The organism is Sphingomonas sp. SRI_018 (assembly GCF_057586275.1).
Map to the genome: position 1 here is coordinate 475173 of NZ_JBYCZO010000001.1, position 25680 is coordinate 500852.

General features: G+C 68.5%; 23 protein-coding genes. 13 read left to right on the top strand and 10 right to left on the bottom strand.

The annotated features are described in order from the left end of the window. Window positions 1-202: 202 nt before the first annotated feature. Genes AC2YHA_RS02205 through AC2YHA_RS02220 form a run of 4 tightly spaced genes read right to left on the bottom strand, consistent with a single transcriptional unit; the run spans window position 203 to window position 4565 of the window. Window positions 203-1390 carry an acetyl-CoA C-acyltransferase gene (locus tag AC2YHA_RS02205; RefSeq protein WP_487400200.1) on the bottom strand — a complete coding sequence of 396 codons (1188 nt, stop codon included), beginning with the start codon at window positions 1388-1390 and terminating at the stop codon, window positions 203-205. 46 nt (window positions 1391-1436) lie between these two features. Continuing rightward, window positions 1437-3026, bottom strand: a complete 1590-nt coding sequence (locus tag AC2YHA_RS02210; RefSeq protein ID WP_487400201.1) for a DHA2 family efflux MFS transporter permease subunit — start codon at window positions 3024-3026, stop codon at window positions 1437-1439. A gap of 8 nt (window positions 3027-3034) precedes the next feature. Next, the gene (locus AC2YHA_RS02215; RefSeq protein WP_487400202.1) at window positions 3035-4114 is read right to left on the bottom strand and encodes an HlyD family secretion protein; all 1080 of its coding nucleotides are present in this window, start codon (window positions 4112-4114) and stop codon (window positions 3035-3037) included. Continuing rightward, window positions 4107-4565, bottom strand: a complete 459-nt coding sequence (locus tag AC2YHA_RS02220) for a MarR family winged helix-turn-helix transcriptional regulator (RefSeq protein WP_487400203.1) — start codon at window positions 4563-4565, stop codon at window positions 4107-4109. The genes AC2YHA_RS02215 and AC2YHA_RS02220 overlap by 8 nt, the downstream gene beginning before the upstream one ends. Window positions 4566-4654: 89 nt before the next feature. Between AC2YHA_RS02220 and AC2YHA_RS02225 the strand changes: the two genes are divergently transcribed. From AC2YHA_RS02225 to AC2YHA_RS02235, 3 genes are read left to right on the top strand one after another with little or no spacing between them, the layout of a single operon-like run. Then, the gene (locus AC2YHA_RS02225) at window positions 4655-5098 is read left to right on the top strand and encodes a GFA family protein (protein WP_487400204.1); all 444 of its coding nucleotides are present in this window, start codon (window positions 4655-4657) and stop codon (window positions 5096-5098) included. After that, window positions 5082-5855, top strand: coding sequence for an alpha/beta fold hydrolase (locus AC2YHA_RS02230; protein ID WP_487400205.1), 774 nt, complete (start codon window positions 5082-5084; stop codon window positions 5853-5855). Before AC2YHA_RS02225 ends, AC2YHA_RS02230 begins: the two co-directional genes overlap by 17 nt. Continuing rightward, a complete protein-coding gene (locus AC2YHA_RS02235) occupies window positions 5855-6574 on the top strand; it encodes an SIMPL domain-containing protein (protein ID WP_487400206.1) in 720 nt (239 codons plus the stop codon). Before AC2YHA_RS02230 ends, AC2YHA_RS02235 begins: the two co-directional genes overlap by 1 nt. Window positions 6575-6588: 14 nt before the next feature. On the opposite strand, the gene AC2YHA_RS02240 is transcribed toward AC2YHA_RS02235, so the two are convergent. The 4 genes from AC2YHA_RS02240 to AC2YHA_RS02255 form a co-directional block, all read right to left on the bottom strand. Then, window positions 6589-7092: a hypothetical protein gene (locus AC2YHA_RS02240; RefSeq protein WP_487400207.1), complete on the bottom strand. Its 504-nt coding sequence runs from the start codon at window positions 7090-7092 to the stop codon at window positions 6589-6591. A gap of 59 nt (window positions 7093-7151) precedes the next feature. Further along, on the bottom strand, window positions 7152-8588 hold the full coding sequence (locus AC2YHA_RS02245; RefSeq protein WP_487400208.1) for an AMP nucleosidase: 1437 nt from the start codon (window positions 8586-8588) through the stop codon (window positions 7152-7154). A 161-nt stretch (window positions 8589-8749) separates the two neighbouring features. Beyond that, window positions 8750-8992, bottom strand: coding sequence for a hypothetical protein (locus AC2YHA_RS02250; RefSeq protein ID WP_487400209.1), 243 nt, complete (start codon window positions 8990-8992; stop codon window positions 8750-8752). A gap of 116 nt (window positions 8993-9108) precedes the next feature. Next, window positions 9109-9591 carry a redoxin family protein gene (locus AC2YHA_RS02255; protein ID WP_487400210.1) on the bottom strand — a complete coding sequence of 161 codons (483 nt, stop codon included), beginning with the start codon at window positions 9589-9591 and terminating at the stop codon, window positions 9109-9111. A gap of 115 nt (window positions 9592-9706) precedes the next feature. On the opposite strand from AC2YHA_RS02255, the gene AC2YHA_RS02260 reads away from it, so the two are divergent. Together AC2YHA_RS02260 and AC2YHA_RS02265 are read left to right on the top strand one after the other, a co-directional pair. Further along, window positions 9707-10267 (top strand): YqgE/AlgH family protein, encoded by a 561-nt coding sequence (locus AC2YHA_RS02260; RefSeq protein WP_233783076.1) that lies wholly within the window; start codon window positions 9707-9709, stop codon window positions 10265-10267. Window positions 10268-10290: 23 nt separating this feature from the next. Then, window positions 10291-10968: a GNAT family N-acetyltransferase gene (locus tag AC2YHA_RS02265; protein WP_487400211.1), complete on the top strand. Its 678-nt coding sequence runs from the start codon at window positions 10291-10293 to the stop codon at window positions 10966-10968. A gap of 6 nt (window positions 10969-10974) precedes the next feature. Here the strand turns inward: AC2YHA_RS02265 and AC2YHA_RS02270 are convergent, their stop codons facing one another. Then, on the bottom strand, window positions 10975-11595 hold the full coding sequence (locus AC2YHA_RS02270; protein WP_487400212.1) for a LysE/ArgO family amino acid transporter: 621 nt from the start codon (window positions 11593-11595) through the stop codon (window positions 10975-10977). 73 nt (window positions 11596-11668) lie between these two features. Here AC2YHA_RS02270 and AC2YHA_RS02275 point away from each other — a divergent pair, with 73 nt between their 5' ends. Continuing rightward, window positions 11669-12562, top strand: a complete 894-nt coding sequence (locus tag AC2YHA_RS02275) for a LysR family transcriptional regulator ArgP (protein ID WP_487400213.1) — start codon at window positions 11669-11671, stop codon at window positions 12560-12562. A gap of 15 nt (window positions 12563-12577) precedes the next feature. Here the strand turns inward: AC2YHA_RS02275 and AC2YHA_RS02280 are convergent, their stop codons facing one another. Next, window positions 12578-13012, bottom strand: a complete 435-nt coding sequence (locus tag AC2YHA_RS02280; RefSeq protein WP_233783072.1) for a CBS domain-containing protein — start codon at window positions 13010-13012, stop codon at window positions 12578-12580. A 275-nt stretch (window positions 13013-13287) separates the two neighbouring features. Here AC2YHA_RS02280 and ahcY point away from each other — a divergent pair, with 275 nt between their 5' ends. From ahcY to addB, 7 genes are all read left to right on the top strand, one after another. After that, window positions 13288-14700 (top strand): adenosylhomocysteinase, encoded by a 1413-nt coding sequence (gene ahcY, locus AC2YHA_RS02285; RefSeq protein ID WP_487400214.1) that lies wholly within the window; start codon window positions 13288-13290, stop codon window positions 14698-14700. Between the two features lie 180 nt (window positions 14701-14880). Beyond that, window positions 14881-17925: a TonB-dependent receptor domain-containing protein gene (locus tag AC2YHA_RS02290; protein WP_487400215.1), complete on the top strand. Its 3045-nt coding sequence runs from the start codon at window positions 14881-14883 to the stop codon at window positions 17923-17925. Window positions 17926-18060: 135 nt separating this feature from the next. Next, a complete protein-coding gene (locus AC2YHA_RS02295) occupies window positions 18061-20406 on the top strand; it encodes a PAS domain-containing sensor histidine kinase (protein ID WP_487401684.1) in 2346 nt (781 codons plus the stop codon). Window positions 20407-20566: 160 nt separating this feature from the next. Continuing rightward, complete coding sequence (gene tsaE / locus AC2YHA_RS02300; protein WP_487400216.1) at window positions 20567-21013, top strand: tRNA (adenosine(37)-N6)-threonylcarbamoyltransferase complex ATPase subunit type 1 TsaE; 447 nt, start codon at window positions 20567-20569, stop codon at window positions 21011-21013. Continuing rightward, window positions 21010-21993, top strand: coding sequence for an aminoglycoside phosphotransferase family protein (locus tag AC2YHA_RS02305; RefSeq protein WP_233786597.1), 984 nt, complete (start codon window positions 21010-21012; stop codon window positions 21991-21993). The genes tsaE and AC2YHA_RS02305 overlap by 4 nt, the downstream gene beginning before the upstream one ends. Continuing rightward, a complete protein-coding gene (locus AC2YHA_RS02310) occupies window positions 21990-22751 on the top strand; it encodes a nucleotidyltransferase family protein (protein WP_487400217.1) in 762 nt (253 codons plus the stop codon). The genes AC2YHA_RS02305 and AC2YHA_RS02310 overlap by 4 nt, the downstream gene beginning before the upstream one ends. Beyond that, window positions 22744-25680, top strand: a complete 2937-nt coding sequence (addB, locus tag AC2YHA_RS02315) for a double-strand break repair protein AddB (RefSeq protein WP_487400218.1) — start codon at window positions 22744-22746, stop codon at window positions 25678-25680. The genes AC2YHA_RS02310 and addB overlap by 8 nt, the downstream gene beginning before the upstream one ends.

The window sequence follows — 25680 nt, forward strand, 5'->3', positions numbered from 1 at the left end:
CGTCCGCAGCAAATCTGCTGCGGTGCAACGAAGTCTGCACGAGGGGAGGATGGCGGCAAGGTTGGCAAGCCGCCACGATGCAGAACGCCGCGATTATGTGGCAAAGATGTTACAGAATCGCGGTTCTGGCAACAATTCGGCAATGTTTTGCTTAACAAGCGGAAACGATCCGTCCGACGGAGCGGACGGAAGGAGTCGGCGCCTAGCGCAGCATCTCCACCGCGACCGCCGTCGCCTCGCCGCCGCCGATGCAGAGCGAGGCGAGGCCGCGCTTCTGGCCGGTGGTCTCCAGCGCGGACATCAGCGTGGCGAGGATACGGGCGCCGCTCGCGCCGATCGGATGGCCGAGCGCGCAGGCGCCGCCGTGGATGTTGAGCCGGTCGTGCGGGATGCCGAGGTCGCGCATCGCGATCATGGCGACGGTGGCGAAGGCTTCGTTGACCTCGAACAGATCGACATCCTTCAGGTCCCAGCCGGCCTTCTCCAGCGCCTTTTTCATCGCGAACACCGGCGCGGTGGTGAAGTGCGAGGGTGCATGGGCGTGCGCGGCATGGGCGACGATGCGGGCGACCGGGTCGAGACCATATTTCTCCGCGATCGAGGAGCGGGTCATCACCAGCGCGGCGGCGCCGTCCGAGATCGACGAGGCATTGGCGGCGGTGATGGTGCCGTCCTTGGAGAAGGCAGGCTTGAGCGTCGGGATCTTGGCGGGGTCCGCCTTGGCCGGCTGTTCGTCGAGCGTGATGGTGACGACGCCCTTGCGGGTCTTGACCTCTACCGGAACGATCTCGCGGTCGAACGCGCCCGATTGCTGCGCCTTCTGCGCGCGCGTGAGCGACTCGATCGCATAGGCATCCTGCGCTTCGCGGGTGAACTGGTATTCGACCGCGACCTCCTCGGCAAAATTGCCCATCAGCTTGCCGGGCTCATAGGCGTCCTCGAGGCCGTCGAGGTACATATGGTCCTTGAGCACGTCATGGCCGATGCGCGCGCCGCCGCGGTGGCGGAGCGAGAGGTAGGGCGCGTTGGTCATGCTCTCCATGCCGCCGGCGATCAGCAGGTCGGCCGAGCCGGCGGCGAGCGCGTCGGCGGCGAGGATCGCGGCCTGCATCCCCGAGCCGCACATCTTGTTGACCGTGGTCGCCTCGATATGGTCGGGCAGCCCCGCCTTGAGCGCCGCCTGCCGGGCGGGTGCCTGGCCAAGACCGGCGGGGAGCACGCAGCCCATGTAGATGCGTTCGATCGCTTCGCCCTTGAGTCCTGCGCGCTCGACCGCGGCGCCGACCGCGACCGCGCCGAGATCCGTCGCCGACGCATCGGTCAGCGAGCCCTGGAAGCTGCCCATCGGGGTGCGGGCGTAGGAAGCGATGACGATCGGATCGGCGGACATGAGATGGCTCCTGAAGGTTGGGAGCGATCTAGGGCGGCCGCAGCAATTAGTGAAGGTCGACCGGCGCCGCCTTCTCGCTCGCCTTCGGCCGCGGCGGCTTCTTGAGGAACAGCACCAGCGGGATCGACAGGGCGGTGACGATCATCATCGCCTTGAAGTCGTCGAGATAAGCGATCATCGCCGCTTGCCGGTTCACTTCGCCATCGATCATCGCCATCACCGAATCGCCGATACTGCCGCCTATGCCGAGCAGCGACGGATCGAGCGTGCCCAGCGTCTCGGCCGTCACATGCTGGCCGACTTCGGAATGGCTGACCTGGATGTTCTGCGCGAGCAGCGCGGTCACGCCCGAGATGCCGACCGACGCGCCGACGTTGCGCATCAGGTTCATGAGGCTCGACCCCTCGGTGCGGTAGTGCGGCGGCAGCGTCGCGAAGGCCATGCTCTGCAGCGGCATGAAGATCAGCCCCATGCCGAGCCCCTGGATGAGGCCGGAGACGATGAACGGCGCCGAGCTCATCACGATCGTCCACTGGGTCATCTGCCACAGCGAAAAGGCGGCGACGACGAAGCCGACACCGACCAGGATGCGCGGATCGAAGCCGCGCTGGGTGAGGTTGGCGGCGAGGAACATGCTGAACACGATGCCGAACCCGCGCGGCATCAGCAGCACGCCGGTGTCGAGCACCGGATAGCCGTAGAGGTTCTGCAGCATCGGCGGCAGCAGCGCCATCGTCGCCATCATCACCACGCCGATCACCAGCATGAACAGAATGGCCGTCACGAGATTGCGGTTCCTCCACAGCTCGCGGTCGAACATCGGCTTCTTGGCGGTGAACATGTGGACGATCGCCATCCACAGCGCGATGCCGGCGACCAGCGCCTCGATCACCACCTCGGTCGAGGAGAACCAGTCCTGGTTCTGGCCGCGGTCGAGCATGAGCTGCAGCGACGCGATGCCGAGCGAGAGCAGCGCGAAGCCGGTGATGTCGAACTCGCGCCTGCGGACCGGGCGGGAGGGGAGCAGCCACCACAGCACCGCGAAGCAGAACACGCCGAGTGGCAGGTTGACGTAGAAGACCCAGCGCCAGTTGTAGTTGTCGGTGAGCCAGCCGCCGATCACCGGCCCCAGGATCGGACCGACCATGATGCCCATCCCCCAGATCGACATCGCCTTGGCCTGCTTCTCGGGCGGGTTGATGTCGAGCAGCACCGTCTGGCTGAGCGGGTTCATGAAGGCGGCGCTGATGCCCTGGAGCAGGCGGAACGCCACCATCTCGGTGAGGCCGGTCGCCATGCCGCACAGCGCCGAGGAGACGATGAAGCCCGCCACCGACCACAGGAACAGGTTGCGCGAGCCGATGCGGTCGGCGAGCCAGCCGGTGATCGGGATCGCGATCGCCGAGGCGACGATGTAGCTGGTCAGCACCCAGGTGATGGTGTCGGCGGTGGCGCTGAGCGTCGCCTGCATGTGCGGAAGCGCGACGTTGGCGATCGTCGAATCGAGGATCTGCATGATCGTCGCCAGCATCACGCCGACGGTGAGCAGCGGGCGATTAGGCGTGTAGAGTGCGGCGCCGTCCGGTGCGGGCGGCGCGGATGGCGCCTGTGCTGTCGAGGCTGCTGCGGTGGCCACGACGGTGCTTACTTCCCGCCGCGAAGGTCGACCGTCACGTCCGCCGACAGGCCGGCGATGAGCTGGCGCGGGCTCTTTTCGTCGATGGCAATGCGCACCGGCACGCGCTGGGTGACCTTCACCCAGTTGCCGTTGGCGTTCTGCGCCGGGAGCACCGAGAACTCGCTGCCGGTGCCGGCGCCGATCGACTGGACATGACCCTTGAGCTTGAGCCCGCGATAGGCATCGAAGCTGACCTCCGCCGGCTGGCCGACGCGCATGTGGTTGAGGTCGGTTTCCTTGAAGTTCGCCTCGACCCAGCTGTTCTGGTCCGCGACGATCGTCACCGCCGGCAGGCCCGCCATCATATACTGGCCGAGCACCAGCCGGTCGGTCTGGCTGACCTGCCCGCTGATCGGCGCGCGCACCACCGAGCGCTGGAGGTCGAGCATCGCCTTGTTGCGCTGGGCGACGGCGGCGGCGATCGCCGGGTTCTGGCCGGGGACGGCCGAGCCCGTCGCGAGCTTCGACCGCGCCTCCGCCGCGTCCGCGAGCGCGCTCTGGTAGCTGGCGCGCGCCTGCTCGAGCGCGTGCTCGGCGGCCTGGAAGTTGGCGCGGGTGGTGAAGCCCTGCTTCATCAGCGCGGCCTGGCGGTCGTAATCCTCCTGCGCCTGCTTGATCCGGTCCTTCGCCGCCTGGATATCGGCGCCGGTGCCGGCGTAGCTGGTCTGCAGCGTCTGGAGCTCGACCTGCGCGTTGGCGATCGCCGCGTCCGCCTGGGCGATGGCGATGCGATAGGGCTCGGGATCGATGCGGAACAGCACGTCGCCGGCGTTGACGTGCTGGTTCTCGCGCACGTCGACCGAGACGATCTTGCCGGCGACGTCGGCCGAGACCGAGGTCTTGTCCTGATGGACATAGGCGTTGTCGGTCGAGACCGACCGGCCCGAGATCGCCCAGAAATAGCCGGCGATGGCGACGACGATCAGCGGCACGCCGAACATCAGGATCGGGCGCAGCAGGTTGCGGCGCTTCCTCGCGGGCGCTGCGGGCTCGAGGGTCACCTCCGTCCCCGCGGAGGTTTCGATCTTGGGATCGGCGTCAGCCATTGGCGGTCTCTTTTATGGTCTTGTCGGGATCGAACTGGGCGAGATTGTCGCGGATCTTCTGCAGCGCGGTGGTGACGACGGCGCTTTCCCGTGCGTCGACGCCGAGCAGTGCGGCCTCCATCAGCTCGGCGCCGCAGCCATGGGCCTGATCGATCACCGGCTGGGCGGCATCGGTCAGGTAGATGCGCCAGGCGCGGCGGTCGGTGGGATCGCGACGGCGCTCGACCAGGCCGGATTGCTCCAGCCGGTCGAGCATGCGGGACAGCGTGATCGGTTCGACCTCGAGCAACTCCGCGAGCCCGCCTTGGTTGATGCCCTGATGACGCGACACGATCGCCAATGTCTTCCACTGCGCGCGCGTCGCGCCAAAGCTGCGCGCGCGCTCGTCGAAACGCTTGCGCATCAGGCGCGAGACGTCGCTGATGAGAAAGGCCAGGCTGTTGTCACTCATAGGCCGGCATATAATGAGCGTGCTTATATATAGCTAGCACATGCAACATGCACAATGCGCAATCACGATTGCACGGGAAGGACGAGGAGATGAGCGAACCGATGACCGGCGGCTGCCAATGCGGCGCCAAGCGCTATCGCGTGACGATCGCGGACGACGAGGCCTATCTCTGCCATTGCCGGATGTGCCAGCGGGCAACCGGCGGCGTCTCGATCGCGTTCAAGAACGTGATGAAGGCGGACGTGGAATGGACGACCGAGGAGCCGGACCGCTACGCCTCCTCATCTTTCGCCAAGCGCGGATTCTGCGCGAATTGCGGGACACCGCTCACCTATGAGTCTGACGGTCACGATCGCATGGACCTGACCGTCGGCAGCTTCGACGATCCGTCGCGCTTCCGCCCGGTCAGTCATTCGGGCGTCGAGAGCTGGCATCCCCAATGGCTTGACACCAGCCACCTGCCGACCTCACGGACCGAGGACAACCCGCGCATCGTCGCCCGCTGGATGGAAAGCCTTGGCCGAGTCCCCTGAATATTTCGCCCCAGAATATTTCGAGAGCTTCGACGGCGTCCGCCTCGCCTGGCGGGAGATGGGAGAGGGACGGCCGGTGGTGATGATCCACGGCTATTTCTCGAACGCCCACACCAACTGGATCCGCTACGGCCATGCCGAGGCGGTCGCAGCCAGGGGCTTCCGCGTGATCATGCCGGACCTGCGCGCGCACGGCGACAGCGACAAGCCGCACGATCCCGCCGCCTATCCGCCCGACGTGCTGATGCGCGACGGCTTCGCGCTGCTCGAGCATCTCGGGCTCAGCGACTATGACTTGGTCGGCTATTCGCTGGGCGGGCGGACGAGCGTGCGGATGCTGGCGGGCGGCGCGCGGCCGCGGCGGGTGGTGCTGTCGGGCATGGGATATCAGGGGATCGTCCATACCGAGGGGCGGGGCGGCTATTTCCGCCGGGTCCTCACCAACCTCGGCAGCTTCGAGCGCGGCACGTCCGAATGGATGACCGAGGCGTTCCTCAAGACAACCAAGGGCGATCCCGAGGCGCTGTTGCTGATCCTCAATACCTTCGTCGATACCAGCGAAGCGGAGTTGGCAGCGATCGACGTCCCGGCGCTGGTGGTGAACGGGGCGGACGACGACGACAACGGATCGGGCCAGGCGCTCGCCGACACGCTGGCCGACGCGCGCTATGCCGAGGTGCCGGGCAACCACATGAGCGCGGTGACCAAGCCCGAGCTGGGGCAGGCGATCGCGGCGTTTCTGGCGGAGGGGAAGTGATGAAGCGAAGGACGATCCTGGCCGCATCGGCCCTTATGGCGGCCATGCCGGCGTCGGCCCAGACGGCGCTGACGACGCTCGCGCCCAGCGAGACGCTGCTCGAGGTCAATGCTGCCGGCGAGGCGAAGGCGACGCCCGACATCGCGGAATTCTCGACGAGCGTGACGAGCGACGGGACGACGGCGCAGGCGGCGCTCGCCGCCAACGCGAAGGTGGCCGAGCGGCTGGTCGGCGCAGTGCGTGAAGCCGGCGTCGCCGATGCCGACGTCCGTACCAGCGACCTGAGCGTCGGACCGCGCTATCGTCCCGACAAGGATGGCGACGAGACTGACGAGATCATCGGCTATCGGGCGAGCAATCGGCTCTCGATCAGGATTCGCGACATCGGCGCCGCGCCGCGCGTCATCGACGCATTGATGAATGCAGGTGCGACGGGACTCAATGGACCGACCTTCTCCTTCAGCGACAATGCGCCGCTGAAGGCCAAGGCGCGGACCGACGCCGTTGCCGCCGCGGAACGGCAGGCGCGGGACTATGCAGCCGCATTGGGGATGAGGATTGCCCGCGTGTTGCGGGTGAGCGAGCGGTCGGCGCGTCACGACGGTGACAACGACATCATCGTGACGGGCTATGCCGCCGGTCGGGCCAAAGCGCCTGTCAAACCCGGCGAGCAATCGGTCGCCGTCACCGTGTGGATCGACTACGCCCTAGCCAAATAGCGCTCGCCGCCACCCTAGGATTTCGGCGCATCCCCTTTTGCCTTGCCGTCCGCTTTCGGCCGGCGGGCGAGGAAGATGCCGGCGACGGTGGCACCGATCGCGAGGGCGCCGCCGATCAGCGCGCCGAAGAAGGTCTTGTCGCCGACCTTCTCGCGGGTCTCGGTCACCAGTTTGCCGGGAGGCGAGGCGGCGATCGCCTTGCCCGCGTCCGTCGCGGCGGTGGTGACGGTCTTCGCGGCGTCGGAGGCGGCGGCGGTCACCGTCTTGGCGGCGGAGGCGACCGCACCCGGCTTGCGTGCGGCGGAAGCGCTGCGCGTGGTGCCGGTCTCGGTCTTGCGGCTGCGCGTGCGCGGTGCGGCGGCCTTGGTGGCGCGGGGCTTGGGCGCGGGAGTCGGCGTCTCGTCGCTGGCACTCTCGGGGGATTTGGGCGCGCTCGCCTTCGGCGTCGCCTTGCGCGCGGCCGCCTTGCGGCGCGGCGGGGTGGGGGTGCCGGTCGGCTTCTTCGGCGGAGTGGCCATCGCTATCGCTCCCTGTTGTTCCAACGCCTAACGCCCAACTCCTAGCCGGTTTCCCTCCATCAACGGAAGGGTGGTTCGCTGAATGCCCGGAGCTTGCGGCTGTGGAGCTTGGCGCCTTCGCGGCGGAGCTCCTCGCAGGTCTCGATGCCAATGCGCATATGCTCGTTGATCGCGCGCTCGTAGAAGCGATTGGCCTGGCCCGGCAGCTTGAGCTCGCCGTGGAGCGGCTTGTCCGAGACGCAGAGCAGCGTGCCGTAGGGGACGCGGAAACGATAGCCCTGCGCGGCGATCGTCGCCGATTCCATGTCGATGCCGACCGCGCGGGACAGCGAGAAGCGCAGCGCCGAGCGCGAGAAGCGCAGCTCCCAATTGCGGTCGTCGGTGGTGACGATGGTGCCGGTACGCAGGCGGCGCTTGAGCTCGTCGCCCGACTGGCCGGAGACGGTCTCCGCGGCGCGGGCGAGCGCCTGCTGGATTTCGGCGATGGCGGGAACCGGGATCTCCGGCGGCAGCACGTCGTCGAGGACGTGGTCGTCGCGCAGGTACGCATGGGCGAGGACATAGTCGCCGATCCGCTGGCTGGGACGCAGGCCGCCGCAGTGGCCGATCATCAGCCACGCCTCCGGCCGCATCACCGCGAGATGGTCGCAGATCGTCTTGGCGTTCGACGGGCCGACGCCGATGTTGACCAGCGTGATGCCGGTGCGGTCGGGCGCGATCAGGTGGTAGGCCGGCATCTGGTGACGCCGCCACGCGCTGTCGCTGACGATGACGTCGACGTCGTCGGGCGACTCGATCACCACCCCGCCGGCGCCGGAAAGGGCGGTGAAGCGGCTGCCGTCGCCGAGCTGCGACGCCGCCCAGCGGACGAACTCGTCGACGTAGCGGTGGTAGTTGGTGAATAGGACGTAGCGCTGGACATGCTCGGGCGGGGTGCCGGTGTAGTGCCGGAGGCGCGCGAGACTGAAGTCGGTGCGCAGGCCGTCGAACAGCGCAAGCGGACGGGTGTGGTCGACGCTGGCCCACAGGCCGTCGGCGATCTCGTCGCCGATATGGGCGAGCTCGGTCGCGGGGAAATGGCGGGCGAGCTCGGCGGCGGAGACCTCGTCGAGGCTCAGCGCGTGGCCGGGATCGAGGACATAGGGGAAGGGGATCTCCTGCCGGCCCTCGACCGCGCGGACCTCGACGTCGTAGTCTTCGATCAGCAGGGTGAGCTGCTCGGTCAGATAGTCGGCGAACATCGCCGGCTTGGTGACGCTGATGCCGTAGTCGCCGGGATCGACCAGGCGGCCGAAAGAGCGCAGCGGCGTCGGGCGGTCGGCGCCCGGGCGGTAGGTGAGGCGGATCTCGGGATAGGCGAAGCTGCCGTCGAAGCGGCTCGCCGGCGCAGGCGGGGTGCCGTCGGTGAGGTAGCGGTTGAGAGCGGCCTTTAGGCGCTCGATCGAGGCCTGGTAGAGGCGGTCGAGCTCGGCGACGATGTCAGCGGCTTGGGTCATCTTCAGCGGTTAAGCCGTGAAGATGACGCTGGCAAGTCGCCAGTTCCGCTCCCGTTCGCCCTGAGCTTGTCGAAGGGCCGTCCTTCTTGTTCCAGATCACTAAGAAGAAAGGCGACCCTTCGACAAGCTCAGGGCGAACGGGATGAGGTGCGGGACCTTCCTTACTTCTTCCGCGACGCGCTCTTGCCGCTGCCGTTGCTCATCAGCCTCGACGCGCCATAGGCGGCGCCGGCGACCGCGGCGGCAGCCCCTGCGACCGCCGCGGCGGCGGCGACCGGGTGCTCCCGTACCGCGGAGGCAGTGGAGTTGAAGGCGCTGGTCGCGGTCTCCTGCGCCTGCGTGAAGAAGGTCTTGCGCTCGCTCGTGCCCGTCTCCGGGGTGGCGAAATCGGTCTGGGTGGCCATCGTCTCGAATCCCTTTCCTAATGACCGGGATTCAACCCGTTGCACCCGCCGCCGGTTCCGCTCCCGGAACGGTATAGGGGACGTAGCGCGTTTCAGCTGCGCCGAAACGCTTCAACTCAAAGCTGTCCCAGCAGATGCTCGGCCGAACTCACTTCGAACGCGCCCGGCGCCTCGACGTTGAGCGTCTCGACCACGCCGTCGTTGACCAGCATCGAATAGCGCTGGCTGCGCTCGCCCATGCCGAACTTGGAGCCGTCCATGGTGAGCCCGACCTCGCGCGCGAACTCGCCGTTGCCGTCGGCGAGCATCGTCACCTTGCCCGCGGCCTCGTTCGCCTTGCTCCACGCGCCCATCACGAAGGCGTCGTTGACCGAGGTGAAGGCGATCTCGTCGACGCCCTTGGCCTTCAATTCCTCGGCCTTGTCGAGGAAGCCCGGCAGGTGGCGCGCCGAGCAGGTCGGGGTGAAGGCGCCGGGCACCGCGACCAGCGCCACCTTGCGGCCCTTGAAGAATTCGTCGCTGCTGACCGCCTCTGGCCCATTCTCGGTCGCCTTGACAAGCTGCGTGCTGGGCAGGCGGTCGCCAACCTTGATCGTCATTCGCGCTTCCTTTCAGACTTGCCCGTGCCGAAGTGGCCGGTCGACGGGTCAGTTGGACGGATCGTGGGATTTTTCAAGCGTGGTGCGCGGCCGGCGGGCCCTTTATGGTGGGGGGATGGAGTCGACTTCGTTCCTGACCGGTCAGTTCCTGCTGGCGATGCCGGGCATCGGCGATCCGCGCTTCGAGCATGCCGTGATCGCGATGTGCGCGCACGATACCGACGGCGCGCTGGGGATCGGCGTGGGAACGCTGATCGACTCGCTGAGCTTCCATGACGTGCTGCGGCAGCTCGAGATCGATCCCGGGGAGGCCGAGGACCGGCCGGTGCTGCTCGGCGGGCCGGTCGAGCCGCGGCGCGGCTTCGTGCTGCATTCGCGCGACTGGTCGGGCGGAGACACGATCGACGTCGCGGGGCGCTGGGCGCTGTCGGGCACGATCGATGTGCTGCGTGCGATTGCCGAAGGCACCGGGCCGGAGCGCTGGCTGGTCGCGCTCGGCTATGCCGGCTGGGGCGCCGGGCAGCTCGACGGCGAAATGACGCGGCACGGCTGGTTCAACACCGCCGGCGACGAGCGGCTGTTGTTCGACACCGCCGCGCATCATCGTTGGGAAGCGGGATTCGCCGCGGCGGGGATCGATCCGCGGCTGCTGGCGAGCTCGACCGGCACCGCATGAATCCCGCGTAGGAAAGTGCCAAGTTGAGGTTGCTCGACCGGCCGGTGTGGAATGCCCTGACGAGCGGTTGGGCCGCGCTCGCCGAAGGGGATGCGCGGGCATGGCGGCTGAATCGCGATTATGGCGTGTTCGGCGCCGCGGCGGACCGGTCGTCGGAGAGCCTTGCCGCGTTGGCGGCGCTGGTGCCGCCGGGCGGCGAGCTGTGGACCGTCGAGAAGGAGCCATGGCCTGCGCCGCCGGGAACGCGGGTGGATCGCTCGGCGGCGTGCGTGCAGATGGTGGCAGATGCGATCACCCCGGCACCGCAGCCGCCGTTCGAGGTCGTGCCGCTCGGCGAGGGCGATGCGGCGGAGATGTTCGCGCTGGCGATGCTGACAGAGCCCGGACCCTATGTTGCGCACACCAACAGGCTCGGCGCGTTCATTGGGGTGAGGCAGGAGGGCCGACTGGTGGCGATGGCGGGCGAGCGGATGCGGATGCCGGGGCTGGCCGAGGTGAGCGGAGTGTGCACCCACCCCGACTTCCGCGGCCGCGGTTACGCAGGCGCGCTGATGCGGGCAGTTGCCGAGCGGATGCTCGCGCGGGGCGAGACGCCGTTCCTCCATGCTTACGCGTCCAATGCCGGTGCGATCGCGCTGTACGAGAGCCTGGGGTTCCGGGTCGACGGGGAGGTGACGGCGAGCGTGCTGGTGCGGGCGTGAAGCCGGCTACAGGATCGCGCGCAGGGCCAGCGATCCCGCCAGCGCCAGCATCGTCGCGCCGACCAGCGCGTCCAGCACGCGCCAGGCCGCCGGCCGCGCGAACAGCGGTGCCAGCAACCGCGCGCCATAGCCGAGCGCGGCGAACCAGGCGAAGCTGGCGGTAACGGCTCCGGCGACGAACAGCGGGCGCAGATCGGCGGGCTGCGCCGATCCGGCTGCGCCCATCAGCAACACGGTATCGAGATAGACGTGCGGATTGAGGAAAGTGAAGCCGGCGGTGGCGGCGATCGCCCGGCCCAGCGTCAGCCCCCCGCCACCGGCGACGACCATCGCATCGGGCGCCGCCATGCGCCGCAGCGCCTTGACGCCGTACCAGCCGAGGAACGCGGCGCCTGCGAAGGCTAGCGCCTTGGTGAGCTGGGGGATGGCGGCGAGGACGGCGCCGACGCCGCCAACGCCTGCCGCGATCAGCAGCGCATCGGCGCTGCCGCAGAACAGCACGATCGCGCCGACGTGCTCGCGCTTCAATCCCTGGCGCAGCACGAAGAGATTCTGCGCGCCGATCGCCATGATGAGTGCCGCCGACAGGGCGAAGCCGGTGAGAAAGGGGGAAATGCCGTTTGTCATCCCCGCGAAATGGCACCCGGCTGTGGATTAGGAAAACTTGTTTTCCTAAGGCCAATGAAGCATTGCTTCACACGTGCTCGACTATCCCGCTCTGGCCGCCGTTGCCGCGGTGATCCGCGAGGGCAGCTTCGAGCGTGCGGCCGAGGCGCTCGGCATCACGCCATCGGCGGTCTCGCAGCGCATCCGCGGATATGAGGAGCGTCTGGGGACTATTCTGATCGTCCGGGGACAGCCGTGCCTACCCACCGATCTCGGCCGGGCGCTGTGTGCGCATTTCGATAAGGTTCGGCTGCTGGAAGCCGAGCTGACGCCGGTGCGGACCTCGACGGGTGAAGGGGTGGAGGCGCCGCTCACGCTCAGGATCGCGGTGAATGCCGACAGCGTGGCTACCTGGTTTCCTCATGCGGCCGCCGCGTTCGTCCGGGACACGGGCACCTTGCTCGATCTGGTGCTGGAGGACGAGGCGCATACCGCGGATCGCCTCCGGTCCGGCGAGGTGCTGGCGGCCGTGACCGCCGACCCCGAGCCGGTGCCGGGGTGCAGGACGATCGGGCTCGGGGTGCTGCGCTATGTCGCCTGCGCCAGCCCGGATTTCATGGCGAGGTATTTCGAGGACGGCGTGAATGCTCAGACGCTGGCGAAAGCGCCGTACCTGCGCTTCGACCGGCGGGACGCACTGCAGGCACGTTGGGCGAAGGAGGCGCACGGCATCGCGCTGAAGGCGCCGAGGCATTGGGTTCCGTCGACGCAAGGTTTTCTGAACCTCGCCCTTGCCGGCCTGGGCTGGGGAATGCAGCCTTTATCCTTGGCCCAGCCGTACATCGCTGCGGGACATCTGGTGGAATTGACACCGGCGCTGCCCGTCGAGGTCAAGCTCCATTGGACCGTCGCGCGGCTCCACGCCGCGTCGCTGCGCGCGCTGACCGATGCGGTGCGCGCGGCGGCGGGCGCGAACCTGCAGCCATGAGCCGGCCGTGCCGGATCAGGCCGTCTGCGAGTGCAGTCCGCTCGGCCGGGCGATCTCGCGCAGCACCTCGCCTGCGTGCGTTTCCCCGCCGCTGTCGACCAGGTCGGTGATCGAGACCACGCCGACCAGCCGCTTGTTGCGGTCGAGCACGGGCAGGCGGCGGACCTGGATCTCGGCCATATTGTTGAGGACGTCCTCGACGTCGTCGTCCTCGAAGCAATAGAGGATTTCCGGGCTCATCACCTCGCGGACGGTCGCGTTGGGGGCGCGTCCCTGCCCGGCGCCGCGGATCGCGATGTCGCGGTCGGTCACCATCCCGATCAGCCGGTCGTTTTCGCCGACCGGCAGCGCACCGGCATCAATGTCCGCCATCGTGCGCGCGGCCCGCTGGAGCGTCTCGCCGGGGTCGACGATCAGCACCTCGCGCGTCATGCATTCGTTCACCTTCATGATCATCCTCCTCCCGCTGCTGCGGTTCCCTGGAGTGGGCGAACGGCATCGCCGGCTCGGTCGAGCGAATGATGGGCCGGGATGATGCCGGTGTCGGTACTACGGTTGCGGCGCACGGCGGTTCCCCCCGGTGTGAAGGATCGGTGGCGTATCTGGACCAATCGAGCCTGCTGCCGATCCCCCCGCTCTTCCGAACATATAAAGATATCTTTATATTTGATTCCAGGCGCCGCTGCGGCTAGGGGCAGCGGCATTCACTCATTCGGAGACTGCCCGTGGCCACCGCTCTCGCCGCCGACACGAACGACTACGTCATCAAGGACATCGCCCTCGCCGATTTCGGCCGCAAGGAGATCGAGATCGCCGAGACCGAGATGCCCGGCCTGATGGCGCTGCGTGCCGAGTACGGCGCGTCCAAGCCGCTCAAGGGCGCGCGCATCACCGGATCGCTGCACATGACGATCCAGACCGCCGTCCTCATCGAGACGCTGACCGCGCTCGGCGCCGACGTGCGCTGGGCGTCGTGCAACATCTTCTCGACCCAGGATCACGCCGCCGCCGCCATCGCCGCCTCGGGCGTGCCGGTGTTCGCGGTGAAGGGCGAGACGCTCGAGGAATATTGGGATTACGTCATCCGCATCTTCGATTGGGGGACGGACCAGACCGCCAACATGATCCTCGACGACGGCGGCGACGCCACCATGTTCGCGCTGTGGGGCGCGCGCGTCGAGGCGGGCGAGGCGCTGTTCACCCCGACCAACGAAGAGGAGGAGATCTTCGTCGCGACGCTGAAGCGCTTCCTCGCCGAGCGTCCGGGCTACCTCACCAAGACCGTGCAGGCGATCAAGGGCGTCAGCGAGGAGACCACCACCGGCGTCCATCGCCTCTACGAGCTGGCCAAGAGCGGCAAGCTTCCGTTCCCGGCGATCAACGTCAACGACAGCGTCACCAAGTCGAAGTTCGACAACCTCTACGGCTGCAAGGAATCGCTGGTCGACGCGATCCGCCGCGGCACCGACGTGATGCTGGCAGGCAAGGTCGCCGCGGTCGCCGGCTTCGGCGACGTCGGCAAGGGCTCGGCGGCGTCGCTGCGCAACGGCGGCGCGCGCGTGCTGGTGACCGAGATCGACCCGATCTGCGCGCTGCAGGCGGCGATGGAGGGCTATGAGGTCGTGACGATGGAAGAGGCGGCCAAGCGCGCCGACATCTTCGTCACCGCGACGGGCAACGCCGACGTCATCACGCTCGACCACATGCGCGAGATGAAGAACATGGCGATCGTGTGCAACATCGGCCACTTCGACAGCGAGATCCAGATCGCGGCGCTCAGCAACTACAAGTGGACCGAGATCAAGCCGCAGGTCGACGAGGTCGAGTTCCCCGACGGCAAGAAGATCATCGTGCTGTCGAAGGGCCGCCTGGTGAACCTGGGCAACGCGACGGGGCACCCGAGCTTCGTGATGTCGTCCAGCTTCACCAACCAGGTGCTGGCGCAGATCGAGCTGTGGACCGGCGCCGACAAGTACAAGAACGAGGTCTACGTCCTGCCGAAGCACCTCGACGAGAAGGTGGCGGCGCTGCACCTCGATAAGCTGGGAGTGAAGCTGTCCAAGCTGACCGAAAAGCAGGCGGCCTATATCGGCGTGCCGGTCGAGGGGCCGTTCAAGCCGGATCATTACCGTTATTGATCGTAAGCCGGCCGCAAGCCGGCGTTAAGCAGAACACCGCGTCCGGACCCCGTCCGGGCGCGGTGTTGCATTTGTGCGACAGGGCTGTTGCCTCTTTCTTAGCTAGCTTGCGAACGAGGGGCACGACGCGCAGGAACGAGCGTTGAGGGGAGTATCACAGTAACAAGTCCAGGGAGTATCATGTCCAAGACCCTTCGCGCCCGCCGGGCGCTCGCCGCGACCGCATCGCTGCTCGCCGTCATCGCCGCCGTTCCGGCCTTCGGGCAGGATACGCCGCAGGAGCAGACGACCGGTTCAGACCAGAGCGCCGCTCCGGACACGCAGGAGAGCGCGAACGAGCAGGAGATCATCGTCACCGGCTCGCGCATCGCGCGGCCCGAGTTCGATACCGTCCAGCCGACGCTGGTCGTGGGCGCCGCGCAGATCGAAGCCCGCGGTTACACCAACGTCGGTCAGGTGCTGAACGAGCTGCCCGCCTTCGGCCCGCCGGGTAACAGCAATGCCGGCGCTCAGTCGTCGTTCGGGCCTGCGCAGACCTTCGTCGACTTCTTCGGCCTCGGCACCCAGCGTACGCTGGTGCTCGTCAACGGCCGCCGCTTCGTTTCGTCGAACACGGCCAGCATCTTCGGTCCGGTGGACGCGGGAACGCAGGTCGACCTCAACAACATCCCGACGACGCTGATCGATCGTGTCGAGACCGTCGCCGTCGGCGGCGCGCCGATCTATGGCTCCGACGCGATCGCCGGCACCGTGAACGTCATCCTCAAGAAGGATTATCAGGGTCTCGACGTCCAGGGGCAGTACGGCATCTCCGATCGGGGCGACGCGCGGGAGTTCCGAGTCAGCGTCCTCGGCGGCAAGAATTTCGCGGACGGCCGGGGCAACATCGTCGTTTCGGGCGAATACAACAAGTCGAGCGGCTTGGTCGCCAACGACCGATCGGTTACCTCTCAGGGGTATTTCTTCGGCACTCCGCCGGCTTCGGCGAACTCGCCGTTCCAGCGGGTCCTCTATCCGGCGCAGCGCTACAGCGCGTTCACGATCGGTGGCGTTCCGTTCAGCGACGATGACTATCTCGCGTCGCGCTCGGGCATCCGGGATGCCTCCGGCCAGCTGCTGCAGTTCGGCGCGGACGGGCGGCTGGCGCCGCTCGACCTCGGCACCGTCATGCGCCAGGGCTACATCAGCAGCGGCGGCAACGGCTACAACCTGCCGGCCCAGACGAATCTGCTGACGTCCTCGGAACGCTACATGGGAACTGTCCAGGGGCATTTCGACATCACCGATCACGTCCGCGTGTTCGGCGAGGCTTGGTATACGCACAGCAAGGGCGTCAATCTGATCGACCAGCCGAACTACAATACCGCGCTGTTCGACGATGCCGGCACGCCCGACGGCAACCTGATCGTCTCGCTCGACAATCCCTATCTGAACCCGGCCGATCGCGCGATCATCGCGGCGAACCTGCCCGCCGGCCAGGACAGCTTCTACATCGGCCGTGCGCTGAGCGACCTCACCACGGGCCGCTCGCAGGCGACGGTGGAGACCTATCGCTTCGTCGGCGGGCTTTCCGGTGACTTCTCGGTGGGAGGCCGCAGCTTCAACTGGGAGACCTCGGTCACTTATGGCCATTCAAAGACGACGGGCCGCAACTACGAGCTGGACAACCAGAACTTCTTCAACGCGCTCGACGCGGTGACCGACGCCAGCGGCAACATCGTCTGCCGCCCGGGCTACACCAGCTCGACCGCGCCGACGATCAGCAGCACCTGCGCGCCGCTGAACATCTTCGGCGTCGGGCAGGCCAGCCAAGCGGCCGCGGACTACATCTTCGCGATCGCGCGGCCGGTGTCGGTCAACGAGCAGCTGGTGTTCAACGCGAACCTGACGGGTTCGATCTTCACGCTGTTCGGCAACGATGTGAAAATCTCCGCCGGCTATGAGCACCGGCGCGAGGAAACGGACTTCGATCCGGGCGCCTTCTATTATGGCGAGGACAATGGCGACGGGACGCGCACGCAATATGGCCGCAGCATCCCGATCGACCCGATCAAGGGCTCGTATCACACCAACGAAGTGTTCGGCGAGCTGGTGATTCCGTTCGTCACCGAGGACAACGGCTTGAGCTGGCTCAAGACGCTCGAGTTCGACGGCGCCGCCCGTTACGTCGACAATTCGCTGTCGGGCGGGGACCTCACCTGGACCGCGGGCGGCCGTCTCGGCTTCATCCGCGGCATCACCTTCCGCGGCAACTTCACGCGGTCGATCCGTTCGCCGGCGATCACCGAGGTATTCAATCCGACGTCACGCGCTTTTGACCTGGGCAGCGACCCCTGCGATACGCGTTACGTCAACAGCGGTCCGAATCCGGCGGTGCGCCAGGCGAACTGCCAGGCAGCGGGAATCAACACCGCGGACTTCACGTCGAACTACAGCGACTTCACCGTTCCGGTCACGGTGTCGGGCAATCCGAACCTCGACAACGAGAAGGCGAACAGCTGGACCGCTGGCGTGATCCTGCAGCCGCGCTTCGTCCCCGGCTTCTCGCTTTCGGCGGACTGGATCGACATCAAGCTGAAGGGGGCGATCACCTCGCTCGGCGGCGACGACATCCTCAACGCCTGCTATGATTCGCCGGGTTATCCGAACAGCTTCTGCAGCCTCGTCGATCGCGATTCCGCCGGGCAGATCACGATGATCCGCGAGGGCTATTACAACGCCGCGTCCTACGAGACGGCGGGCCTCAGCGTCGTCGCGGCATACCGGCTTCCGCTCAATCGCATCGGAATCAACAACGGAGGCGTCGCCGGCCTGTCGATCAACTATTTCTATCGCGACAAGCTGGAGCAGCAGGTCGGCGCCGGTGACATCGACCACCGCGCCGGCGAGATCGGCTATCCCCGCCATGCGGGTACGGCGAACCTCACCTATGACAGCGACAGCTTCAACCTGCTGTTCCAGGCGCAGTATGTCGGCAAAGGCCGCTTCGACATCGACGAGGCCGAGAACGCGCGCGACATCATGGGCGTCGGCGATTGGTGGCTGTTCAACGCCACGGTGGGAGCGAAGGTGAACGAGCGCTTCGGGCTGAAGTTCATCGTCGACAATCTGTTCGACACCAAGCCGCCGTTCCCGGCGGCCGCGACCAGCGCGAATGCCCTGAAGACCTATTCCTCGGGCATCATCGGCCGCTATTTCCGGGTGGCTGCGAACGTGAAGTTCTGATTTCCGCGCCGGCGGATCGGAAGGAGGGCGGGGCGCCTTGGCGCTCCGCCCTTTTCCTTTGGGTAGCGGAGCGCCTAAGGAAACACGGATGAGGGCCACGCGATGCGGGGCGGGCGAGCGTTCGTGCCTGCCGACATGATCACCATTTCGACCACTGCCGCGATGATCGCCGGCGCGGTGCTGGCGGTGCTCGTCGTCGGAGCGGCCGTGGTCTTCTACATCGGGCTTGCGGGGCGGCGCAGTGGCGCGCGTCTCAGGGATGTCGCGCGCCGTGATGCCGCGCTTCTGGCGAGCGGACCGGCGCAGGCGGCGCTGGTACGCTCGGACGGGCGGATCGAGCTGCCGCAACGGGTCGCCGACTGGCTGGGGCTGGCGACGGAGCCCAGATACCTCACCGATCTCTCGGCGCCCGATACCGGACTCGATCCCGCGGATGCCGAGATACTAGCCGGTGAAGTGACCGCCGCCGCCAAGGCGGGACGGCCGTTCCGCCTTTCCGTTGCGACGCGCGGATCGGCGCGCAAGCTCATCGTCAGCGGTGCGCGCGCACCTGAGGCGGCACTGGCGCCCGGCGGCGTGGTGCTGTGGTTCTTCGACGCGACCGAGAGCGAGGAGGAGATCGCCCGGCTCGCGCAGGAGAGCGAGCGGCTGCACGCCGCGTTCGACGCGCTGGCGGGCCTGATCGAAGCGGCGCCGATGCCGATGTGGTACCGCGACCGCAACCTGGCGCTCACCATGGTCAACACCGCCTATGTCCGCGCCGTGGAGGGCGAGGACGCCCGCGACGTGATCGATCGCGGGCTCGAGCTGGTCGAGGGCGGCGCGATCGGGGGACCGCTCGCCAACGCTGCGATCGCGCGCGACACCAGGGAGCCGCAGGTGGCGGCGGTGCCGGCGACGATCGGGGGCGCGCGGCGGATGCTGCGCATCCATGACGTGCCGCTGCCTTCGGGCGGCGTGGCGGGCTTCGCGGTCGACATCGAGGAACTTGAGCAGGCGCGGGGCGGGATCAAGCGCTTCGCCGATGCGCAGCGGGCGATGCTCGACCGGCTCTCCGCCGGCGTCGCGCAGTTCGGGCCGGACCGGGGGCTCAGCTTCTGCAACCAGCCGTTTCGCCGCATCTTCGCGATGCGCGAGGAATGGGTGAAGGACCGGCCGGAGTTCGACCGCGTGCTCGAGCGGATGCGCGAGGCGGGGCGGCTGCCCGAGGTGCGCGACTTCCCCGGCTGGAAGGCCGAGCGGCGCGATTGGTTCCTGAGCGCCAACCAGGAGGCGATCGAGGAGCCCTGGCATCTGCCCGGCGGCACGCACCTGCGGGTGGTGGCGCAGCCGCTGCCCGATGGCGGGCTGCTGGTGATCTTCGAGGACCGCACCGAACAGGTCCAGCTCGCCAGCGCGCGCGACACGCTGCTGCGCGTCCGGACCGCGACGTTCGACAATCTGTTCGAGGCGCTGGGGGTGTTCGCGTCGGACGGGCGGCTGCAGATCTGGAACCAGAAGTTCCGCCTGCTGTGGGGCTTCGAGGAGGCGTTGCTCAATAAGCATCCTCGCGTCGATGATCTGGCGAAGCGGGCGAGCGAGAAGCTGGAGAATCCGGCCCGCGCGTCGCTGATCGGCGAGCTGGTGCGCTCCGCCACCGCCGAGCGGCAGCAGCGCGGCGGACGGGTGAGCTTCGCCGACGGGCGGCATTTCGAGTTCGCGGCGGTGCCGCTGCCGGACGGCAACGCGCTGCTGACGATGCTCGACATCACCGACAGCCGCCGGATCGAACGGGCGCTCACCGACCGCAACGAAGCGCTGGAGGAGGCCGATCGGGTCAAGACCCAGTTCGTCGCCAACATGAGCTACGAGCTTCGCACGCCGCTCACCTCGATCAAGGGTTTCGCCGAGCTGCTCCATGGCGGCTATGCGGGGGAGCTCAGCGAAAACGGCACCGGTTACGTCCAGGCGATCCTCGAATCGGTCGAGCGATTGTCCGCGCTTGTCGACGACGTGCTCGACCTGACGCAGGACTCGAGGGCAGGCGAACGGGTGACGGTCGACCTGGAGCTGACCGCCAACGCCGCGGCCGAGACCGTGGCGGCGTCGGCGCGGGCGAAGCGGATCGGGCTTGCGCTCGACGTGCTGGGATCGGCGGGCAGCGTCACCGGCGATCCCGAGCGGTTGCGACAGACGATCGAGCATCTGCTGCGCCATGCCATCTCGTGCACGCATGAAGGCGGACGGGTGCTGCTGCATCTCGACGGCGACGAGGACAAGGCGCGGATCGTGGTGTCCGACGACGGACCGGGCATGGACAAGGCGGCGGTGGCGCGGGCGTTCGATCGCTTCGCCCGGCCGGGGATCACGCAGAGCGGCGAGCGGGCGCTGGGGCTGGGGCTGCCGCTCGCCAAGCAGTTCGTCGAGGCGCACGGCGGGACGATCTCGCTGATTAGCGAGCCGGGGGAGGGGACGCTGGTCACCGTGGAGCTGCCGCGGTGAGGGGGTTTGCGATCCTCAGCTCCTCCCCGGCACGGGGAGGGGGACCGCGCGACGAAGTCGCGTGGTGGAGGGGGCCCCACCGCAAGCGAATCGAGTTTGGAGGGCCCCCTCCACCACCGCCTTCGGCGGCGGTCCCCCTCCCCGTGCCGGGGAGGAGCTTTTGATCCTCTCCTCTCCGGAAGCGAGCGAAGCGCTCGGGCGCGCCCTTGCGAGTGTCGCCCGCCCCGGCGACGTGATCGCGCTGTCCGGCCCCCTCGGCGCCGGTAAGACCAGCATCGCGCGCGGGTTGCTTACGGCGCTCGGCCTGGAAGGCGAGGCGCCATCGCCGAGCTTCGCGATCGTGCAGCCCTACGACCCGCCGGAGGTCGCTTTTCCGGTGCTGCACGTCGATCTCTATCGCATCGAGGACCCGGAGGAGGCCGATGAACTGGGGCTCGACGATGCCCGCGCGGATTCGCTGCTGATCGTCGAATGGCCGGAGCGGCTGGACGCCGGCGCATGGAGCGACGCCTTATGGCTGACGCTCTCCGTCGCAGCGGACGGCACGCGCGTCTTGACAGCTGAGGTGCCTGCGGCATGGAAGGGGCGATGGCCGCCGCCGACATGAACCCGCCCGCCGCGGCCCCGGATTTCCTCGCGAATGCGGGATGGGGCGACGCCGAACTGTTGCCGCTCGCCGGGGATGCCTCGTTCCGCCGCTATTTCCGTGCGGTAGCCCCCGGGCGCAGCGCCGTGCTGATGGACGCGCCGCCGCCGCACGAGGATCCGCGGCCGTTCATCACCATCGCCGAATGGCTGAGCGAGCGCGGCTTCGCGGCACCGGAGATCTATGCGCGCGACCTCGATCAGGGGCTGGTGCTGCTCGAGGACTTCGGCGACGCGCGGATGCGCGAGACCGCCGATGCCGCGCCGGAGAGCGAGCTCCGGCTCTATGAGCAGGCGGTGGACCTGCTGATCGCATTGGCGGGACATGGCGCGGCGGAGCTGCCGTCATACGACGAGCAGGTCCTGCACCGCGAGACCGGGCTGCTGCCCGAATGGTATTGTCCGGCGGTGGGGATCGAGCCGGACGTGGAGGGTTATCGCGCGGCGTGGAACGAGGTGTTCCACCTGGCGCTCAGCGGTCCGACGGTGACGGTGCTGCGCGACTATCACGCCGAGAACATCATGCTGATCGAGCATGGACCGCGCAAAGGTTTCATGGGGCTGCTCGATTTCCAGGACGCGCTGGCGGGGCATCCCGCCTATGATCTCGTCTCGCTGCTGCAGGATGCGCGGCGCGACGTGCATCCGGCGCTGGAGAAGGCGCTGCTCGACCGCTACCTGCGCACCACCGGGGCGGAACAGGACTTCGTCGACGCCTATCACGTACTCGGCGCGCAGCGGAACGCGAAGATCGTCGGTATCTTCACCCGTCTGTGGCAGCGCGACGGCAAGCCGCGTTATCCCGGCCTGTGCCCGCGCGTGTGGGGGTATCTCAACCGTGACCTCGAGCAGCCGGTGCTGGCACCGGTCCGGGCGTGGTTCGACGCGAACATTCCCGCCGAGATGCGGGGCGATCCGATGGTGGTGGGCGGGCATCTATGAGCAAGGGGCGCACGCTGGCGCTGAGACCCGATCCGGGCGGCCATGTGCCGGAAACGGCGATGGTGATGGCGGCGGGGCTCGGCAAGCGGATGCGGCCGCTCACCGCGACGCGGCCCAAGCCGCTAGTCGAAGTGGCGGGCAAGCCCTTGATCGACCATGTCTTCGACCGACTGCGCTCGGCCGGGGTCAGGCGCGCGGTGGTCAATGTCCATTACCTCGCCGATGCGCTGGAGGCGCACCTCAGGGCGCGGGTGAAGGACATCGACGTCGTCATCTCCGACGAGCGCGGGCAATTGCTGGAGACGGGCGGCGGGCTGGTGAAGGCGCGGCCGCTGCTGGGGGACGAGCCGATCCTGGTGATCAACGCCGACAGCCTCTGGATCGACGGGCCGACCGACGCAATCCGCGCGCTCGCCGCCGCGTGGGACGGCGAGCGGATGGACGCGCTGTTGCTGATGGTGCCCTATGCCCGCGCGCACGGCTATCGCGCGCAGGGGGACTTCCACGTTGACGCGCTGGGCCGCATCACCGGGCGGCGCAAGCGCGGGCGGGTGGCGCCGTTCGTCTATGTCGGCGTGCAGATGATCCATCCGCGCATCATCGCCGATGCGCCCGATGGACCGTTCTCGACCAACCTGTTTTGGCAGCGGGCGATCGAAGCGGGCCGTGCTTGGGGTCTGGTCCACCAGGGCCTGTGGTTCGAGATCGGCGAGCCGGCCGCGATCGGCGAGGCGGAGGCGATCCTGGCCCATGGCTGAGGCGGCTGCCCGGCGCCTCAACCTCTACACCATCCCGCCGCATCGTGCCTTCGCCGATGCCCTGGCGGCCGGGCTGATCCGGCGCTTCGGCGGCGAGCCGACCGGGCTCGCACGCGGCATCGTGCTGGTGCCGACCAACCGGTCGAAGCGGGCGATCACCGATGCCTTCGTGCGCGCGAGCGGGAGCGGCCTCCTGTTGCCGCGGTTGGTCGCGATCGGCGATCCCGAAATCGACGAGGCGGTGGGGCCACTGTTCGATCCTGCCGATGCCGAGGAGCCGGTGCCGCCCGCGGTGGCGCCGATGGCGCGGCGGATGATCCTGGCGCGGCTGGTGCAGGAGGCCGATCCGGCGATCGACGGCGCCGAGGCGGTGCGGCTGGCGGGCGACCTTGCGCGCACGCTCGACCAGCTGCTGGTGGAGGAGGTGGCGCCGGGGCGGTTGCGCGAGATCAGCCTGTTCGAACCGCTCAGCGCGCATTGGGAGCGGGCCCTGACGACCTTTGCGGTGGTGCTCGACCGCTGGCCGAAGGAGCTGGAGCGGCTCGGGCGGATCGACCTCGCCGAGCGGCGGGGGCGGCTGCTCGACCGGGTGGCGAAGATATGGCGCGAGCGGCCGCCGGCCGGGTTCGTGTGTGCGGCGGGAGTTACCTCGTCCGCGCCCGCGATCGCGCGCGTGCTGCGCAGCGTCGCGGGACTGGCGCAGGGTATGGTGGTGCTGCCGGGGCTCGACCTGGCGATGGACGAGGAGGGCTGGGAGGCGCTGGGGCCGTTCCCGTCCGATCCGGTCACCGGCCGGCGGCGCCAAGCGGAGGAGACGCACCCGCAATATCACCTCAAGCTGCTGCTCGAGCGGATGGGCGTGCGGCGGGGCGAGTTCCGCACCTGGCAGGCGACGAGCGAAGTCGACGCGCCGCCCGCGCGCAGCCGCGCGATCGCGACCGCGCTGGCGCCGGCGGAGCTGACGCACCGCTGGATCGCCTTGAAGCCGGGGGAGCGCAACCTGGGCGGCGTCAGCGCGCTGGAAGTGGCGACGCCGGCCGAGGAGGCGCAGGCGATCGCGCTCAAGCTGCGCGAGGCGCTGGAGACGCCCGGACGGACGGCGGCGCTGGTGACGCCCGACCGCGCATTGGCGCGGCGGGTGGCGGCGCATTGCGCGCGCTGGAACATCGCGGTCGACGATTCCGCCGGCCAGCCATTGTCGCAGACGCCGCCGGGTACCCTGCTGCTCGCAATCGCCGAGGCGGGGGCGCAGCGCTTCGCGCCGGTGCCGCTGCTGGCGCTGCTCAAGCATCCGCTGGTCAGGAGCGGGGAGGGGCGCACGGCCTGGCTGGAAGGGGCGCGGGCGGTCGACCGGGCGCTGCGCGGGCCGCGACCGGCGGCGGGGCTGGACGGGCTCGACCGGCATCTCGGCGAGGCAGGCGGACTGGCGGCGAGCTGGTGGGCCGAGGTGCGGCCGTCGCTCGACGGGATCGAGACCGCATTCGGCGATGGCGCACAACCGCTGCCGGGATTGCTCGGATGTCTGCGCGAGGCGGCGACGGCTCTCGCCGGCGACGCCGCCTGGGCACGCGCCGAGGGGCGGGCGGCGGCAGAGCTGCTCGCGGAACTGGAGGAGAGGGCGGCGCTCGGGCCGCCGCTGGTCGAGCCGGCGACGCTCGCCGCATTGCTGCGCACGCTGATGGACGAGGTGGCGGTACGGCCGCCGCAGGGCGGGCATCCGCGGCTGGCGATCTATGGCTTGCTCGAGGCGCGGTTGCAGGCGGCGGACGTGATGATCCTGGGCGGCCTCAACGAAGGGGTGTGGCCGGGGCGGCCGGCGCCCGATCCGTGGCTGGCGCCGCGCATCCGCTCGGAGCTGGGGCTGCCGGGGCTGGAAGCGCGGATCGGCCTCACCGCGCACGACTTCGCGATGGGGCTGGGCGCGCCGGAGGTGTTGCTGACACGCGCGCGGCGCGATGCCAAGTCGCCGACGATCGCCTCGCGTTTCTGGCTGCGGCTGCAGGCGCTGGCGGGCGAGGGATGGGTGGCGGCGGAGGCGCTGGCCGGATGGGCGCGTTCGCTCGACGATCCGGGCATGTTCGCGCCGAGCCCGCGTCCGGAACCGGCGCCGCCGGCGGCGATCCGGCCGAAGCGGATCTCGGTGACCGAGGTCGACCGGCTGAAGGCCGATCCCTTCGCCTTCTACGCACGGCGGATGCTGCGGCTGATGCCGCTCGAGCCGGTCGATGCCGACGCGACCGCCGCCTGGCGCGGGACCGAGGTCCATGCGGTGCTGCGCGTCTGGGCCGAGGAGGACGATTGCGCGCCCGAGAAGCTGCGTCCGCGGGCCGAAGCGATGCTGGCGGGGGCGCATCCGCTGATGCGGGCGCTGTGGGCGCCGCGGCTCTACGAGGCGGTGGACTGGATCGCGAGCCGGATCGCGGCGATGGCCGAGGAGGGGCGGCAAGTGATCGCGGTCGAGCGCCAGGGGGCGATCGATATCGCCGGGGTCGAGCTGCGCGGCACCTTCGACCGGCTCGACCGGATGGCGGACGGGACGCTCGGCATCGTCGACTACAAGACCGGCAAGGCGCCCTCCGTCGCGGCGGTGAAGGCGGGATTCAGCCTGCAGCTGGGCCTGCTTGGGCTGATCGCGGAGGAGCGCGGGTTCGAGGGGATCGCAGGGCGCGCGGGCTGTTTCGAATATTGGTCGCTGGCGAAGGATCGGGGGGCATTCGGCAAGATCAGTTCGCCGGTCGATCCGACGGGCGCGCGGGACAAGATCCGCACCGACGAGTTCGTGGAGGTGGCGCGCGGGCATTTCGTCGAGGCGGCGGGGCGGTGGCTGACCGGGGAGGAGCCGTTCACGGCGAAGCTGCGGCCGGAGTTCGCGCCTTTCGCCGACTACGACCAGCTCATGCGGCGGGACGAGTGGTATGGGCGGGAGTGA